Genomic DNA, 16,390 nt, shown 5'->3' with positions numbered 1-16,390 from the left:
TGCATCAGCGGGTCGCTGGTGCTGAGGTTGTTCGATCGGGGCGAGGCTACGTCACTGCGCGCTGCCCGAGCCTGACGAACGAGCGCCCGACACCCGCTCTCGGTCGAGGCTCGGGGTGTGTGGACGCTCGATCGTTGTCTGCGACCAGGAGATCCGCTTGCGCGGTCGCGGTGGTCATCGGGTCGTCCTCACCTTCCGGCCGGCCGGGCCTCGAAAGGACCCCCTGCGTCGCGGGCTGCTCGAGACATCTTGGAGAGGAGCTCGATCAAGGTGGCTCGCTCGGTGGGGGAGAGGCAGTCCAGGAACGCGGCTGCGTGCAGGCCGTCACGCATCGCGGTCCACAGGTCCTGGCCTCTTTCGGTGAGGACGAGCACGCGCTTGCGGCCGTCGCTCGGGTGGAGCTCGCGCGCCACAAGCCCGGCTTCCTGGAGTCGGTCGGCCACCAGCGTGGCGGTCGACGGGTCTCGGTCGAGTCGTCGTGCCAGGTCTCGTGGCGTCACGGGGTCGGTCGACGTGGCCAGGAGTCGGATGGTCGGCCCTGCGGAGGCGGGGGCCCCGAACGCCTGAAGGGTCTCGGCCACCAGGGTGCCGCCCCGCTCGGCCAGGTCCGTCAGGAGTGCGAAGACCTGTGCCTTCTCGTGGGTCTCTAGTGGGGTCACGGTCGGGATGCTACGTTGTTCAAGTCAATGATACGACTCAATGAGATTGGTGAATGATGTGATGCAAGGAACGGACGGGCCGGTGTTGGTCACCGGTGGAACGGGCTACTTGGCCGGCTGGGTCATCGTTGAGCTGCTCGGACGAGGGTTCGCCGTCCGCGCGACAGTCCGCGACGTGCTCCGGGCGGAGCGCGCACGCGAGGCGTTGCTCGCCCACGGGCCCGCTGATGCGTCGCTGGAGCTCGTGGAGGCCGACCTGATGGCGGACGAGGGGTGGAGCGAGGCTCTCAGCGGCGTGAGCGCGGTCGTGCACACGGCTTCCCCGATGCCGTTCGACAGCAGTGTCGATCTTGTCGCGGCAGCGACGCAGGGCACCTCGCGCGTGCTGCGGCATGCGGCAGCGGCGGGAGTGACTCGGGTCGTGGTGACGTCGTCAGGGGTCGCGGCGTACCCGCCGGACGCGTCGCAGGTGATGAGCGAGCGCGAGTGGACGGCGCCGTCCGGCGACCCCCTCCAGGCCTATCCCGACTCCAAGATCCACGCGGAGAGGCTGGCGTGGGACCTGGCGGACGAGCTCGGGTTGGAGCTGACCACCGTCCTGCCGTCCTTCATGCTCGGTCCGCCGGCAGGTGATGCCGACCGCTCGGGCACCATCGGCGTGGTGCGTCGGCTGGTCTCGGGAGGGATGCCGGCTGTCCCCCGTCTGGGCTGGAACGTCGTCGACGTGCGGGACGAGGCGGTGCTGCACGTGCTGGCACTGCTCGACCCCGCCGCTGTCGGGCAGCGGTACCTGGGGGCCGGGGACTTCGTCTGGTACCGCGAGCTCGCCGCCACGCTGAGAGGAGGACTCCCGGACGTGCAAACTCGCATCCCCACCCGGCAGCTGCCCGACGTCCTGGTGCGCCTCATGGCGCGGCGCGACAGGCAGCTGCGGATGATCGTCGGAGAGCTCGGAGTGCAACGCCGTGCCGACTGCTCCAAGGCCGTCCGTGAGCTCGGCTGGCACCGAAGGCCGGTCGAGGTCACCATCCTCGACACCGGACACGCCGTGACCCAGGATGCGGGCCCCGCTGCGTGACCGGCAGGCGAGGTCGCCGGGGTGGGGGATGTCGCCACCGTCGCCGGCCGGTCATCGCCGCGAGAACGTCCCCACGTATTCCGCACAGACTCCCGCTACTCGCCGAGCTCAGCCGTTGCGAGCCGGACAGCGCGGATGGGGCCCGGGGTGGCGGAACCCGCAGGTCAGACCAGCTTTCACACCTCTGACCTGCGCAGACGTGGTTGCGGGCATCTGCGCCCGAGCTGGATAGAGCAGCCGCCTCCTAAGCGAAAGGTCGTAGGTTCGACTCCTACCTGGGGCACCCGGAGAAATTCCCTCTGTCCTGGGCGGATGGTGTGCGGGTGTGGCGCCTGCGACTCCGGTGACGTGGCTCGATCGGGTTTCTGGCCAAGACTTCCGCACGAACCGATCGTCGACGACGCCACGGCCGCTGGCTCACCAGCCCCCACACAGTCCGAGCGCGCTTGGGTTCCGCCACCCCGCGCACCGCGCCTGACTGGTTCGGCTGGCCGCTCTGGTGGTAGGTCCGTCTGATCGCGCCATCATATGCTTGACATCGGCAATCAATGCTGCCAACTTTGTCCTGACATTGTCTCGGGAAGGAGGTGGCTCGTGATGAACCCCCGCACATTGATCCCTGCGGTGATAGGTGCCGTTGCGTTCTTGATGCCGGCTGCTGCGATCGCTGGTGGAGGAAATGCGGGGAGCTTTGCGCATCCCTTCTACAACAGCGACTCGTCCGCCAAGCTCGCGCAGGGAACTTGGCGCTTCGACTGCTGGGCCGAGGCAAACTGTGACTCGCCCAAGATTCCCGGCTTCTACTACTACGGGAAGCTGAAGGACAGTGCCGCGGACGGTGACTGGGTCTACACAGACGGGAAGATCGACGGGTACGGGTGGGCCCACTCTGCGTCGGCTGAGAATCACAAAGGCAGCGACTCTCCTGCCATCTCGATCGCTCAGAAGGTCTCGTACTCGGACCCGCCCGGCAAGGGAAAGATTCAGGTCTGCCGGCACCGCACTGGCCTGATCCCGAACGTGTGCACGGCTTCCAACTGGAAGTACGCAGACTAACGCCGTGGTCGTGGCGCTCGACCTGGAAGACGTCTCGTTCTCCTTCGACGAGAAGGTGCACGTCGTCTCAGGTGTCAGCTTCAGGGTCGATAGTGGTGAGCGACGGGCCATCGTCGGGCACAGCGGCAGCGGCAAGAGCACGCTGCTGGCGTTGACGGCAGGAATACTCGCGCCCTCCTCCGGCGAGGTGATGTGGTTCGGACGTTCGCTGAGGGCGATGGATGACGATCAGCGGGCCGCCCTGAGGTTGGCCGAGATGGGGCTGGTCTTCCAGGGCGCGGAGCTGCTCCCCGAGCTGACCCTCCGACAGAACGTCGAGCTACCGCTTCGTCTGCTGGCGAGGCCGTGGCGTGGTGTCGCTCTGCCGCTGCTCGAGCGGCTGGGGCTGGACGAGGTGGCTGAACGCCTTCCGTCCCAGGTGTCAGGTGGTCAGCGGCAGCGTGCAGCCGTGGCGAGAGCAGTCGTCCACGGCCCGCGGATGGTGCTCGCAGACGAACCCACGGGGGCCCTGGACTCGGAGGCGGGGGCAACGGTGATGCGGTTGCTACGGGAGCTGACCAGTGAGCAAGGAACCACGCTGATGGTGGTCACCCACGACATGGCCATAGCCGGTGAGTGCGACGTCATCACGCGTCTGGCCGACGGGCGGGTCGCTTGAGCCCTCGCTTTCTTGCCCTCAGGCAGCGTTATGAGGGCATGGGCCTGGGATGGGCCTGGTTCTGTCGCCCGGACGCGAGTACCCGGTACCTGCGCCGCCAACGTGTTGTCGCCGCCGCCGTGGCTTCCTTCGTGGCGCTGCTGGCGGTGGCCATGTGGGTGGGCAGCCGAGACCGAGATGACCGGGGGCTTGCGCAGGAACCTCACCCAGCAGGTGCAGCGCAGACGACCTTCCACGTCGCGCAGACTGACGTTCCGTACGACGGCGACGTCTGGACGACCATCTACGTCGCTGCGAGCGGAGACCCGACGGCTCCACCTGGGCTCGATCACTTTCCACAACCTGGGGAGGTCTGGGTCTCGCCCGCCGTGCGTGATGCTCTCGACACGGACACGTCGTCGGCGTCTCGGGTCCCGGGGTCGATCACCGGAACGATATCGGCCGCCGGCCTCCAGTCGCCCGACCAGCTTCTTGTCTACGTCGCTCGGACATCAGCTGGACGAACCTGGTACAGCGCGGACGGGTGGGGGGAGAACGCGGACGTGGCCGGCAGGCCGACGGTCCCTTCGTTCGTGGTTCTGGCCTTGATCCTGGGACTGGCGGGCATGCCCGCGTTGCTCCTGCAACGTGCTGTGGCACGTGGTGCGGTCCTCGCTCGCGGTCTCTCCATGCGCAGGCTCTTTCGACTCGGCGTCTCCCGAAGGACGTTGAGCTGGGCGGCCGCGACTGATGCAGTGTGGTGCGGGTTGACGGGCTTTGTGGTGGCCCTGCCGGTGGCTGCCGCGGCGGTGTTGCTGTCACAGCCGGATGCAGTGCTGGGGCTCTCCTGGTTTCCGCCGCCCACCGTCTTGCCGCTGATTCCTAGTGCGGTGGTGGCGGCATGCCTTCTTGGTGGCGTGGCCATCGTTGCAGCGCGTGGGTCGGCTGAGCGCGTCGCCGCCATTGCCGGCGACGACCGCGGGCCCCTCCCGCTGAGGGCCTGGAGAAGGGTCCCCTTCGTGGCGGGCACAGCTTTGCTGCTCGGGATAGTGGTCCCTGGCGCCCTCACCGGACACGGGCACGCCTCGGGGGCCGTGTGGGCGCTGTACCTGGGAGCCCCGCTCGCCCTGGTGGGGGGCGTGCTGATCCTCCCAGAGGTCGTCGGCCGCCTGGGGGACACCCTGGGGTCGCGTGCTCGCGGCGTCGGCGCTCATCTGGCCCTGAAGCGAGTGGGCTGGGACCGGGATGCGTTGGCTGCCGCGGGCGCCGGCCTCCTCGTGGCAGTGACCTGTGCGTGGCTGGCAGCGGGCGTGGTCACGGATCTGGGAGCGACGTCCACTGCAGGACCGTTGGGGTATCAGTACTCGGTGACGTTCCCGGTGGCGGAGGACGACTCCGTTCGAGCCGTTGCCTCCATCCCGGCCGTCACCCGGGTGCTGCTCAACGGTCCGCCGCGGCATCGAACTGCCACTGGAACCTGCGAGGACCTGTCGCGCAGCCTGGGCGCTGTCGACGCGGGCGCGGGCGACGCGCTGGCCGCCGTGTGCGTGCCCAACTCCGTCTTCAAGGTCGTACCGCTCGGACGACCCGAGACCGCTGACCGGATCGCCATCGGTGGTAGCGACACGTGGAGGCTGGTGGGCACCCGCATCGTGGCTGCGGACCCGAGTACCGTCGAGGAGCCCCTGCGCGACCCGGAGCTGCTGGTCCATCCAGCGGACGATCTTGATGGGTACTTCTCAGCGGTCATGGGGCAGGCTCCGCTGGCCACCGTGGCAAACATCGAGGCGAGCACCTACCTGCCGATGATCGCGCCCACTCAGCGTCTACTGGTTGCCACGAGTGCCATGGGTGCAGCCGCCGGCCTGGTGCTGTGGTGGCTGTCCACTGCTGGTGAGGGTGACCGGTTCTCTCGCTATCACATGCGGCTCTCGGCCGTTGGCCACACGAGGGCGCCAGCCCTGCACTTCTGGGGCCAAGCGTTCGCGGGGGCGGTGACGCTCGTGTTCGCTACCTGGGTCGGTTGGCTCGTCGCGGAGGCCTACACAGTGATCGGTGGTCTCGGTCGAAGTCCGTGGCACTTGGGGCTGGTGGTGACCGCGACCGCCGCCTCGGCCCTGATGATGGCGCTGGCAGGCGGTCTCGTAGCGGCCAGACGGAGATCGCATGAGCCGCCGCGCTACCCCACCGCCGACTAGCCACGAACACGGCTCGCCGAGCACGCAGCACACGGATGCGCCGGACCTACGTCGGGCGCTGCGGGTCACGTCCAAGGCGCACGGCATCCTCACCCCCCCCGGCGCACGGGCCAGGAGGTCGAGAGGCGGTGAGGCGGAGAAGGGTGGTGGGCAGGTGATGCTCGCTCTCGTCCTGGCCATCGCGCAGGCTGGCATTGGTGCGGACCTGGGGTGAGGTCTCATCAGCGGTGGTGAGAGCGGTGGTGAGTGGTGAGGGCCCTGATGGAGGGGTTCACTACCCCATCCATCGGAGGCCCCGATGCCCCTCGCTCCGACGGCCCGCAAGGGCCACGCACTCTCCGCAGACGCCAGCAGCCGTCTGACCCACCTCCTCGCCTCGGTCGGCGAGCACGTCAACGCCGAGCTCGGCGACGGTATCCTGTGGCACCAGTGGCGGATGGCCGACGAGCGGCTGGCTTGTTTCGGTGGCCTGCACGGCGTCGTCATGGCCTGGCACAGCACCGACGTTCCGGTCCGGCCGGCGATTGCCGGGCTCACTGCCATCGGTTGTCAGCGAGGTGGAGACCAGCAGCCGGCCGCCCTGGCGGTGCTGACCTTGCTCGCCGGCGGGATCTGCCGGACGGCACACGACCTTGCGGAGGTGTGCCAACCCGAGGACGTGGTCTCGGCGATGTGGCAGGAGATCCGCGCGGCCGCGCCACAAATCGGCGATCGTGCCGCCCGTCACCTCGTCATGCGGACCCGTCGCGAGTCCATTCGCCAGGTGAGGACAGCCACGACTCGAACAGGGAACATCCGCGACAGATCCACAGACCCCGACTCCAGCAAAAACACCCGGATTCCCGAGCCGTGGGGCACAGATGAGGCACGAGAACGGTGTGCACGTCGACCGCCCCCAGGCGGCGCGCCAAGCCATGTCACCAATCCGTACAGCAGACCCGCTCGTCCATGAGCTGGTCATGGACGGCATGCCCGGCACGATGGTGCCGGGGTCCTCAGGATCGCGCGCCAGCCCTGCTGGCCGCCGGCTGGCCGACCCGGGTGACGTGACCCCATATTTCCTTGGAGAAAAAGTTTCAGTGTGCAAACATGTTGGGCATGAGCTATCACGAGCACACTGACCCGAAGTTCGCCGCGAAGATCCGCGCGGGGGCTCCTGCTGCCTTCGACGCGTGGATGAAGTTCAACCAGGCGTCGCTGCGCAATGAGGATGGCGTGCTGTCGCGCAAGACGGTGGAGCTGCTGGCGGTCGCGGTCGCACTCACCACGCAGTGCCCCTACTGCCTCGAGGACCACAGCAACGCTGCCCGGGAGGCAGGGGTGACTGAGGAGGAGCTGGCCGAGACCATCATGGTGGCCGCGACCCTGCGGGCTGGTGCCGGCCTCGCCCACGGGTTCGTGGCGGAGAAGTTCTCCCACGGTGCGGAGAAGGCTGCTGACTGACACGCGTCACCGGCGGGCGCCCCTGGGTCGCACTGGCCGCGTCCCGGGGGTGCCTGTTCTCGCGCTGGGCACCCTGTTGTCGCTGAGCGTGTGGTTCTCCGGCGCTGCGGTCGGATCGCAGCTGCGCAGCGAGTGGGGCCTGAGCGCCCTCCAGGTCTCGCTCCTCACTGTCGCCGTGCAGCTGGGCTTCGCGACCGGCGCGCTCGCACTCACGGCCACCGGCGTGGCCGACGGCGTGGACGCTCGCCTGCTCCTGGCCGGTGGGGCCGGACTGGCCGCGGTGGTCAACCTGGGTCTTCTGGTCGCTGACGGTCCTGCGTTCGCGGTCCTCACCCGGTTCGTGACCGGGATGGGCCTGGGTGCGGTCTACCCGACGGCCACGAAGCAGGTGACGACGTGGTCGCGCGAGCGACGCGGGCAGCTCCTGGCCTGGATGATCGCGGCGATGACGACGGGGTCGGCGCTGCCGTACCTCGTCGCGGGGCTCGGCGCTCCGGGTTGGCGGCAGGTGGTCGTGGGCACCTCGGCCCTCGCCGCGTCGGGGGCGGCCGTGCTCGCCCTCGGCGGTCGGCCGGGACCCTTCCCACACCCCCGCGGCGCCCGCGTGGTGGGCGCCGAGCTGCGGGCGGCCCTGTCGAACCGTCCCGTGGTCCTGGCGATCGCCGCGTACTCGGGTCACATGTGGGAGCTCTACGCCATGTGGGGCACTCTCCCCGTCTTCCTGGCCGGGGCTGCGGGCTCGAGGGGGTCGGCGCAGGTCTCCCTCGCCGTCTTCGCGGTCGTCGCGACCGGTGCCCTGGGCTGCCTGGCCGGAGGGGCGATCGGTGGTCGCCTGGGGCACCTGCGGGCGGCTCGACTCGCGCTGGTGTGCAGCGCGCCCGCGGCACTTGCGGCCGGCCTGCTGCACCAGGCGCCCGCCTGGGCCCTGCTGCCCGTGTGCCTGTGGTGGGGCTTCTGGGTGATCGCGGACTCGGCACAGCTGTCGGCCCTGCTGGTCGACAGGGCCGACCCGAGGCTGGTCGGTGCCGCTGCGGCCACGCAGCTCGCCGTCGGGTTCGTGACCACCGCCGTCGCCCTGCTGGTCGTCCCGCAGGTCGCGCGGGTCGCCGGCTGGGGGTGGGCGTACGGGCTGCTGGCGGTCGGTGCGCTTGCAGGCGTCCTGGCGCTGCAGTCGCTGGGCCGCCCGGCTGCGACCCCGTCAGGCGGCCCTGCAGGGGAGTGAGTGGGGGAGTGAGTGGAGGAGTGACGGGCGTCAAGTCTCAGGAAATTGCTTTCAGTCTGAAACCTTTCTACGCTGAAAATGATCTTTCCCCTCACGCTCATCAGGAGAACTCATGCCGCTCGGACTCGTCGCGCTGGCCGTGGCTGCGTTCGGTATCGGCCTCACGGAGTTCGCGATCATGGGGCTGCTCCCCGAGATCGCGACCGACCTGGCCATCAGCGAGACCACGGCGGGATGGCTGGTCACCGGCTACGCGCTCGGCGTGGTCATCGGTGCCCTCTTCCTCTCGTCCCTGCTCGAGCGCGTGCCGCCCAAGACGGCACTGCTGGGCTCCATGGCGCTCTACCTCGTCGGCAACGTGGTCTCGGCGACGTCGGACGACTTCAGCATCATGCTCGGCAGCCGGGTCGTCGCCGCACTCTGCCAGGGCGTCTTCTTCAGCATCGGCTCCGTGGTGGCGGCCAACATGGTCGACGCGAGCAGGCGGACCAAGGCCGTGGCCATCATGTTCCTCGGCATCACGGCGGCCAACGTCTTCGGCGTGCCCCTGGGCACCTTCGTGGGCCAGACGTGGGGCTGGCGCACTGCATTCTGGGTGATCGTGGTCGTCGGCGTCGTCGCCGCCCTGGGCATCATGGCCCTGGTGCGACCGACCGCCGTGTCCTCGCAGGTCGTCCCCCGTCGGCAGCAGCTCGCGATCTTCCGCCACCCCCAGGTCGTCTCGTCCCTGGCGATCAGCGTCCTCGGCTTCGGCGGGATGTTCGGCGGCTTCACCTACATCGCCTTCACGCTCACCGAGGTCACGGGCTACTCCAGCGGAGCGGTTCCGTGGTTGCTCGTCGTCTTCGGCCTCGGGCTCGTCGTCGGCAACACCGTGGCCAGCCGGTTCGGTGACCGTGACCTCGACGGCACCATCCTCGTGCTGCTGTCCGGCCTCGTGGTCACCCTCGTCGTCTTCGCGCTCACCGTGCAGAGCCAGGTGGCGAGCGCGATCTGCCTGTTCGCGATGGGCGGCTTCGCCTTCGGACTCATCCCGACGATGCAGGTGCGCATCGTGCGCTGGGCCCCGTCCGCGCCCACCCTGGCGTCGGGGGCGAACATCGCGGCCTTCAACTTCGGCAACGCGGTCGGTGCCTGGATCGCCGGCATCGCCATCGCCGTCGGGCTCGGCTACACCTCGACGCTCTGGGTCGGTGTCGTGCTCAGTGGAGCCGCGCTGCTGATCATGCTCACGCAGCGAGGACGGACGACCTCGCCCGACGATCGTGCTCGGGTCGAGGGCGACGAGGTGGTCAACGCCGCAGGCTGAGACCGGCGGTCGGCGACGGGAACAGGCCGACCAGTGCTGCACCGAGGTCCCGGAGGTCGGTGGTCGAGAAATCGGCCACCGACTTCTGCGTTGCTGCGGAGACGGCCACGTCCAGGTCCTCCAGGACCTGCTGGCCGGTCGGGGTCAGGCCTGTGAGCACGGCCCGCCGGTCGTCGTCGCAGACCTGCCTGCTGACCAGACCGCGCTCGGAGAGCCGGGAGACGAGCCGGGTGGCGCCGCTGTTGGAGAGGCGAGCGGCCTCGGCCACCGCGCTCATCCTCAGCTGCGAGCAGCCCCGGGCCGCCAGCAGGCGCATCACCGAGTACTCCTCCAGGGTCACCGGACCCGTGGCCGACAACGCGTCCGCCACGGCAGCGGAGACCGTGCAGTGCAGCGCATCGAGGGCTGCCCACGTCACGGCGTGGTCCTGCGGCTGCTCGGTCACGTGACCACCTCTCGGTTCCGTCCTTGTCCTGTCTCTCACGGTAACGCGCTCGGGCCGCTCGTGCTTCCCTCGCCGGCCCGGCCGCGGCGCAGTGTCGAACACTCTCCGGCTCTTGGTTCGCCGAGCGTGCCGGCGTCACCGCTGCCCTCTGGCGCAGACCCCTCGCAGGTCCGAGGCTCGTGACCGACAGTCTTGAATCGACCCACTCCAGGGCGTGCTGCACGAACAGGTGACAGCTTTGATCTGCCCCTACGGGTGGTTCCCGGATCGGGTGATGGCGGGCGTCAGTACCAGCGAGTCCGCCGAGCTCCGCGCAGCACGCGAGCGGATCAGGGGGCTCGAGACGAGTTCGCGATCGTCCGGCGCCCTGTCCGCGGCGCCGTCGAGACCGGCCGTGCCAGGTCGGTGGCCGTCAGGGTCCACGCGAGAACGAGGTCGGCGCTTCGCGTTGGAACTGGTACGGCTAGGTGTGCTGGAGGTCACAGTGAGGCACAATGGGCCGCGATTGTGAAACCTTTCAGTCGGCCTGGAGTCGTCTGTGCGGCAGCGGAGGTGTGCGACGTGGCCATAGTGGACCGCTGGACCTCGGTCCACCGGGGGACCGGCTGGATCGCCGACTCGCGCGACGCCCGCGCGTCACGGAGAAAGCGGTCGCCTCAGCAGACCGGTTTCGGTGTCGACTCTGCTGCCTGGACGTTCTTGGTCGCCGGTCTGGTGGCCTGGTCGACTCTGGTGGCGCCGTCGCCGGAGGACGAGGTCCTCGTGCGAGGGCCCGCCGGTCTCGAGGGTGCCGTACTCGTCATCGTGTTCCTCGGCCTGGTGCTCAGGCATCTGGACGCTCGAGCGGCGCTCCTCGTCTGTGCCTGTGCCGAGGGCGCCTCCGTGCTGTGGGAGCTGCCTGGCGGCGGCTACCACTACGCCACCCTCTACCTCGCCTTCGTCGTGACGGCGGAGCGTGGCCTGAGGAGGGCGGGGTCGTGGGTGGCGGCGGCCGTGCTCGGGGTCTACCTGGGTGAGGTCTGGGTGTCCGGCTGGCGCCCGTTCGCCTTCGCCCCTGTCTGGGTGCTGGTCTCCGGGCTCCTGGCGCTGGCGCTGGGTAACGGGAGGCACCTCCACGAGCGGCTGCGTCGGAGCCTTGAGAGACAAGTGAGCAGCAGCGCTGCCGCCGTGGCTGCGGTGGCCCAGGCCCGGGTGGCGGAGGACCGGCTCCGCATCGCCCGCGATCTGCACGACGCCGTCGGGCATCACCTCGCCGTCGTCCACCTGAGTGCGGCAGCGGCTCGTCGTGCTCTCCTCGAGGACGAGGGTGGGTCGCATCGGCGCGGCGCCCCCGGCCGGACGGAGCCCGCGGAGGTGCTGGCAGGCATCGACCAGGCGGCAGCTGCCGCACTGACCGAGATCGACTCCCTCTTGCGAAGGCTGCGCGACGAGGGCGGCGTCCAGGCACCTGTGGGCGCCGACGTCGCCGAGGTCGTGGCTGAGTTCAGGCGGTGCGGCCTCGATGTCCGCGCGGAGGGGATCGAGGAGCTGGGCAGCATCGGTGAGCACATGGCCCTGGCAGCGGGCCGATCGTTGCAGGAGCTGCTCACGAACGCGCTCAAGCATGGCAAGCCGGAGGTGCCCGTCCGAGTGATGGTGGCCCGCTCTCAGCAGGAGCTGCGCATGTGCGTCAGCAACGCCGCAGCCCCGACGGCCGGCCCGGGCACCGGCCACGGCTTGCAGGGCCTTCGCGAGCGGTTGACGGAAGAGGGCGGGCACTTGGAGATCTCGAGGGGCCGGAACTTCGAGGTGTCCGTCGTCCTGCCGGAGCGAGGGGAGGATTCATGAGCGAGCTCGCTCAGGTCGTGGTCCGGGTGCTGGTCGTGGACGACCATCACCTGATCCGCGCGGCGGTCCGGCAGATCGTGGACGCGGAGCCGGACCTGGAGGTGGTGGGGGAAGCCGGCGATGGTGAGGGCGCGGAGCGGCAGGCCATGGAGCTCCTCCCCGACGTCGTCCTGATGGACGTGAACATGCCCCGGGGTGACGGCATCCGTACGACGGCGAGACTCTCGGCCAACCCAGCCCTGGCTGAGATGAAGGTCCTGCTCCTCACCACGTTCGAGCAGGACGAGAACGTGCTGCGCGGGGTGCGCGCAGGTGCAGCGGGCTTCTTGGGCAAGAGCGCCTCCGCGGCCGAGATCGCCGCGTCGATCCGCGCGGTGCACGAGGGCGGCTCGGCGTTGTCGACTGCGGCTCAGAGCGCCCTCGTCCGCCACGTCGGAGGCCGAGGTGAGAATGCTCCGTTGCCGGGCGCGGTCGCCCGGCTGACCGAGCGCGAGCGCGAGGTGCTCGAGCTCGTGGGCCGAGGTGCTGACAACCAGACCGTCGCGGACGTGCTGGGTATGTCTCCCGCCACGGCACGCACGCACGTGAGTCGAATGCTGGCGAAGCTGCAGGTCGGGAGTCGGGCGGCCCTGGTGATCGTGGCCTACGAGAGCGGACTGGTGGTGCCGGGCGCTGGTCCGGTCGACGAAAGCAGCCCCCGCGGTCACGTACGTCGTCGGACGTAGCTCAACTGCCGCCCAGTGCAGGATGTGGCGTGCGCCACATCGACCCCAGGATGGTCCACGGCCGCCGTGTGAATCGATTCAGTCGCGGCCACCGACGAGAAGGGGCCACGATGACACGTACCGATCACCAGCCAGGGGCGCCGAGACGAAGGCGAGCACGCCGACTCTCCGGCCGCGCAGCAGCGGTGACGATCGCAGGGGGACTCGCGGCCACCGTGCTCCCGCTCACCACGCCGGTGGGTGCCGTCGCCGCGCCCCCGACCTCGAGCCGGGTGTCCACCGCGGAGACGACGGGCACGGGTGTGGTCGACGCCTTCCGCTCTCCGGACCTGGACAGTCGCCCGATGGCCCGGATGTGGTTCGGGGATGCGGGGGCCGGTACCTCCGAGGAAGGGCTCGCCCTGGTCGACAAGCAGGTGAGAGACATGGCTGCCGGTGGGTTCGGCGGGGTGGAGGTCGCCTTCATCGCTGACAACACCAGCTACAGCAACGACGAGGCGGAGACGGTCGGGTTCGCCAGCGAGGCCTGGCAGGCCGTGGTCCAGCAGCTGCTCGAGACCGCCAACAGCATCGATGGGGGGTTCAAGATCGACCTGACCATCACGTCGCACTGGCCGGCGATCACGAACAACATCGACCCCAACGACGAGCAGGCTTCCCAGGAAGCGTCCCAGGCGTGGTCGAAGATCACCGACGCAGATCTCGAGGCAGGGTCCAAGGCGGTTCCGCTGCCTGAGCAGCGTGTCGAGGACGAGCAGGGCGCCCCGTTCGTCTTCACCGACACGCTCGACGCCACCAGCATCGCGAAGGTCGTCGCCGTCGACGAGGAGGGGGAACCGACGCTCGCGTACGCGTCGCTGCGTGACGTCAGCCGTGCCACGTCCCCGATCACGGTCAGTGCGGCGGACGCTGCGGGCGGTACCCCCTTCATCACCCAGGACGGAGTCCGGTACGCCGGGACGCCGGCGGGGGTGCCGGACGAGGACTGGGCCGAGGCTCAGGGCGTCGACTACCAGGAGGTGCTGGACGCGTTCGGTCCCGAGCCCTCCGGAGAGGTGTCGGGCAAGCAGGACGCCGCCGGCAACCGCGTGCGCATGGCCGACTGGCAGTACACCGAGGTCACCGACCTGAGCGACGTCGCCGCGTTGCAGGACCTGGAGCCCAGTGCCGGCGACGACCTGGCTGTCGGCGACTACGTCCTCGTCGGGACCTACCACCGTGGCACCGGGCAGACGATGTCCGCCCAGGCGCAGTCGACGAACACGCAGCACAACCGCAGCTACGCGGTGAACTACTTCTCTGCCGGAGGCGCCCGCCGTGTGTTCAAGCTGTGGCGCGACGACATCCTGACCCCGCACATCAGGGCGCTCATGCGGGAGAACGGGACCTACGGGTCGAGCATCTTCGAGGACTCCATCGAGCTCTCGCACGAGACGCCGTTCTGGACCGCAGACCTCCTCAGCGAGTTCGAGGACGCGAACGACTACGACCCCACGAGGTTCGCGGCTGCACTGGCCTCGGAGGCCACCGAGCTGTTCGACGACACGGAGGCCGTCGAGCGACTTCGGGAGGACTACAACCTCACCCTGGGCAATCTCTACGAGGACGAGCACGCCCGGCTGATCCGCTCCTGGGCTCATTCCCTCGGCTACACGTACCGGGCCCAGGGCTATGCCCTCGAGGGACTCGACGTGGGACGCGCGGCCACGGCGCTCGACATCGCGGAGGGAGACAACGCGACCGCCGGCGACGGGCTGAGGCTGCTCTCCGCTGCTGCGAACCTCACGGGGCAGGACCTGCTGTCGATGGAGGCCGTGACGTTCTCCGCCAACGTCAACTCGCCGTGGAAGCAGGTGCTCCGCGAGCTGAACAGCGCTGCCGTCCAGGGCGTGAACCGCGCCATCCTGCACGGCAGCGCGTTCGCCACCACCTTCAACGACTACAACAGCGCCTGGCCGGGCTGGAACTTCGCCTGCTGCGGCACCACGCAGGGCTTCACCTCCATGAACGCGCGGCAGGTCTGGTGGGACGACGTGACTGACTTCAGTGACGAGGTCGCGCGTACACAGGCGGTCCTCCAGGCCGGCACCACGCGCGTCGACCTGGCCGTCCTGATCGGTACCGACGACGGATACGCCCTGCAGAGCGGCAACTCGCTGCAGGGGCTGCTCGACCGAGGCTGGTCCTACAACGTGCTCTCGGAGCCTCTGCTCATGGAGGACGAGGCCGTCGTCTCCGACGGAGTGCTCGCTGCCGACGGCCCCGCCTACCAGGCGCTCGTCGTGAAGAACGCGGACAGGCTCTCGGTCGACGCCGCGGAACGGCTGCTCGGCTATGCCGAGAAGGATCTCCCGGTCGTCGTCGTGGGAGACCTGCCCGAGAGGGTCTACGGCAGCGACAAGGCCGACCATGGTGACGAGGCACTCGCCGCTTCGTTGGAGCAGCTCGTCTCCATGCCGAGCGTGAGTCGTGTGGACACCGTGGCGGACGCGGAGAGCGCCCTGGCCACCGCCGGCCTCACGCCATCCGTCGCCTACGACGTCCCCGGTCTGGAGAACCTGCACGTCGAGGCCTCCGACGGTGACTTCTGGTACCTCTACAACGGCGGGACGACGCTGGCCGACGACGCTGGTGCCGGCGAGACCGTGATCACCGTGCAGGACGGATCGGGCCTGGAAGCCGGCATGACCATCGACGTGGGAGCCGGCGCCGACGCCGAGCAGCGCACGGTCGCTGCCGTCGAGGACAACACCATCACCCTCGCGGAGGCGCTCGAGCACGACCACCGTGGGACCGGGAGCGGGACGGGCCCGTTCTCGGGCCTGCTGGGCACGGGGGTCTCCTGGGTCGACGACAGCGACGTCACGCTCACCGGGCGCGGCCGGCCCTACGTGCTGGACCCGACGGACGGCTCCGTCACGCCCGTCGCCGAGTACCGCCGCAACGGCGCGCAGGTGACCTTCTCGATCGACATGGCCGCCGGTGACGGACAGGTCGTCGGCCTCGTCACCGACTCCTCCGGCCTGCCTGCCACGGGCCGCGTGCACGCCGAGCGCGTGTCCGGTGACGGGCGAGTGGTGGTGCAGGACGACAGGCTGATGCTCGTGGCGGACGAGGCGGGCACGTACCGCGTCCGTCTCTCCGACGGCACGCGCCGTCGGCTGGTGGTGAAGTCCGTTCCCCGGCACAAGCAGCTGGACGGCGACTGGCGGCTGCGGTTGACCAGCTTCGGCCCCGACGCCGAGGCCAACCAGACGGACCCGACCGTCTCGTCCCGCTCCACGGTGACGCTTGACGACGTGTCCCTGGGGGCATGGGCGGACCTCGCCGTCTCGGACGACCAGCTCGAGGAGCTGGGAGTCGCGGGCATGGACGAGGTCTCCGGGACCGGCACCTACCGACGCAGCTTCACCCTGCCTCGCGGGTGGAAGCAGAAGTTGCGTACCACGGAGCTGCGGCTCAGCCATGGCGCCGACATGGTGACGAAGGTGGTCGTCAACGGCGTGGTGATCGACCAGGTCGACCAGTTCACCGACACCGTCGATCTGGGCACGGCGCTGCGGCGGGGCAAGAACCGCATCGCCATCAGGGTCGACTCGACGCTCGCCAATCGTGCCAACGGTGCGGGCAGCCAGGAGTACGGGCTCTCGGGGGTCCAGCTGGCCTCCAGCGCCCTCCGGCGGGTCGGCGGCTGACCGGCGCCCCTCATGGGGGGCGTATCGCCCGCGGACCCCTCGGCCGCCTCGCGGTCGAGGGGTCCGTCACCTCCCCCTCAGACGGTGGGACAGCTC

General features: G+C 69.5%; 13 protein-coding genes. 11 read left to right on the top strand and 2 right to left on the bottom strand.

The window, feature by feature from the left end; genetic code table 11:
* Window positions 1-188: 188 nt before the first annotated feature.
* The gene (locus M8316_RS16050; protein WP_250056205.1) at window positions 189-659 is read right to left on the bottom strand and encodes a MarR family winged helix-turn-helix transcriptional regulator; all 471 of its coding nucleotides are present in this window, start codon (window positions 657-659) and stop codon (window positions 189-191) included.
* 82 nt (window positions 660-741) lie between these two features.
* Between M8316_RS16050 and M8316_RS16045 the strand changes: the two genes are divergently transcribed.
* The 8 genes from M8316_RS16045 (at window position 742) to M8316_RS16010 (ending at window position 9,602) form a co-directional block, all read left to right on the top strand.
* Window positions 742-1,737, top strand: coding sequence for an NAD-dependent epimerase/dehydratase family protein (locus tag M8316_RS16045; RefSeq protein ID WP_250056203.1), 996 nt, complete (start codon window positions 742-744; stop codon window positions 1,735-1,737).
* 594 nt (window positions 1,738-2,331) lie between these two features.
* Window positions 2,332-2,793 carry a hypothetical protein gene (locus tag M8316_RS16040; protein WP_250056201.1) on the top strand — a complete coding sequence of 154 codons (462 nt, stop codon included), beginning with the start codon at window positions 2,332-2,334 and terminating at the stop codon, window positions 2,791-2,793.
* Window positions 2,794-2,797: 4 nt separating this feature from the next.
* The gene (locus M8316_RS16035) at window positions 2,798-3,451 is read left to right on the top strand and encodes an ABC transporter ATP-binding protein (RefSeq protein WP_250056199.1); all 654 of its coding nucleotides are present in this window, start codon (window positions 2,798-2,800) and stop codon (window positions 3,449-3,451) included.
* 131 nt (window positions 3,452-3,582) lie between these two features.
* Complete coding sequence (locus tag M8316_RS16030; RefSeq protein WP_250056198.1) at window positions 3,583-5,628, top strand: hypothetical protein; 2,046 nt, start codon at window positions 3,583-3,585, stop codon at window positions 5,626-5,628.
* Window positions 5,629-5,926: 298 nt separating this feature from the next.
* The gene (locus M8316_RS16025; protein WP_250056196.1) at window positions 5,927-6,580 is read left to right on the top strand and encodes a hypothetical protein; all 654 of its coding nucleotides are present in this window, start codon (window positions 5,927-5,929) and stop codon (window positions 6,578-6,580) included.
* Between the two features lie 137 nt (window positions 6,581-6,717).
* Entirely contained in the window at window positions 6,718-7,071 is a 354-nt protein-coding gene (locus M8316_RS16020; RefSeq protein ID WP_250056194.1) for a carboxymuconolactone decarboxylase family protein, read from the top strand.
* A 49-nt stretch (window positions 7,072-7,120) separates the two neighbouring features.
* Window positions 7,121-8,293 (top strand): MFS transporter, encoded by a 1,173-nt coding sequence (locus M8316_RS16015; RefSeq protein WP_250056192.1) that lies wholly within the window; start codon window positions 7,121-7,123, stop codon window positions 8,291-8,293.
* A 112-nt stretch (window positions 8,294-8,405) separates the two neighbouring features.
* Window positions 8,406-9,602, top strand: coding sequence for an MFS transporter (locus M8316_RS16010; RefSeq protein WP_250056190.1), 1,197 nt, complete (start codon window positions 8,406-8,408; stop codon window positions 9,600-9,602).
* On the opposite strand, the gene M8316_RS16005 is transcribed toward M8316_RS16010, so the two are convergent.
* On the bottom strand, window positions 9,586-10,047 hold the full coding sequence (locus tag M8316_RS16005; protein ID WP_250056188.1) for a MarR family winged helix-turn-helix transcriptional regulator: 462 nt from the start codon (window positions 10,045-10,047) through the stop codon (window positions 9,586-9,588). The genes M8316_RS16010 and M8316_RS16005 overlap by 17 nt on opposite strands.
* A gap of 570 nt (window positions 10,048-10,617) precedes the next feature.
* Between M8316_RS16005 and M8316_RS16000 the strand changes: the two genes are divergently transcribed.
* The 3 genes from M8316_RS16000 to M8316_RS15990 all read left to right on the top strand — a co-directional run bounded on the left by M8316_RS16000 (window position 10,618) and on the right by M8316_RS15990 (window position 16,294).
* Window positions 10,618-11,874 carry a sensor histidine kinase gene (locus tag M8316_RS16000; protein WP_250056186.1) on the top strand — a complete coding sequence of 419 codons (1,257 nt, stop codon included), beginning with the start codon at window positions 10,618-10,620 and terminating at the stop codon, window positions 11,872-11,874.
* On the top strand, window positions 11,871-12,599 hold the full coding sequence (locus tag M8316_RS15995) for a response regulator transcription factor (protein WP_250056185.1): 729 nt from the start codon (window positions 11,871-11,873) through the stop codon (window positions 12,597-12,599). Before M8316_RS16000 ends, M8316_RS15995 begins: the two co-directional genes overlap by 4 nt.
* A gap of 425 nt (window positions 12,600-13,024) precedes the next feature.
* Window positions 13,025-16,294: a glycosyl hydrolase gene (locus M8316_RS15990; protein ID WP_250056184.1), complete on the top strand. Its 3,270-nt coding sequence runs from the start codon at window positions 13,025-13,027 to the stop codon at window positions 16,292-16,294.
* Window positions 16,295-16,390: the final 96 nt, after the last annotated feature.

The sequence above is a fragment of the Nocardioides bruguierae genome, from assembly GCF_023554635.1.
In the GTDB taxonomy this organism is placed as follows: Bacteria; Actinomycetota; Actinomycetes; order Propionibacteriales; family Nocardioidaceae; genus Nocardioides; species Nocardioides bruguierae.
The sequence above is the reverse complement of the archived record's forward strand: the minus strand, read 5'-3'. Positions and strand labels throughout refer to the sequence as shown.

Excerpts from the sequence above, each read along its gene's own strand:
- M8316_RS16010 (WP_250056190.1), top strand. The coding sequence starts at position 8,406 with ATGCCGCTCGGACTCGTCGCGCTGGCCGTGGCTGCGTTCGGTATCGGC.
- M8316_RS16020 (WP_250056194.1), top strand. The coding sequence starts at position 6,718 with ATGTTGGGCATGAGCTATCACGAGCACACTGACCCGAAGTTCGCCGCG.
- M8316_RS15995 (WP_250056185.1), top strand. The coding sequence starts at position 11,871 with ATGAGCGAGCTCGCTCAGGTCGTGGTCCGGGTGCTGGTCGTGGACGAC.
- M8316_RS15990 (WP_250056184.1), top strand. The coding sequence starts at position 13,025 with ATGGCTGCCGGTGGGTTCGGCGGGGTGGAGGTCGCCTTCATCGCTGAC.
- M8316_RS16025 (WP_250056196.1), top strand. The coding sequence starts at position 5,927 with ATGCCCCTCGCTCCGACGGCCCGCAAGGGCCACGCACTCTCCGCAGAC.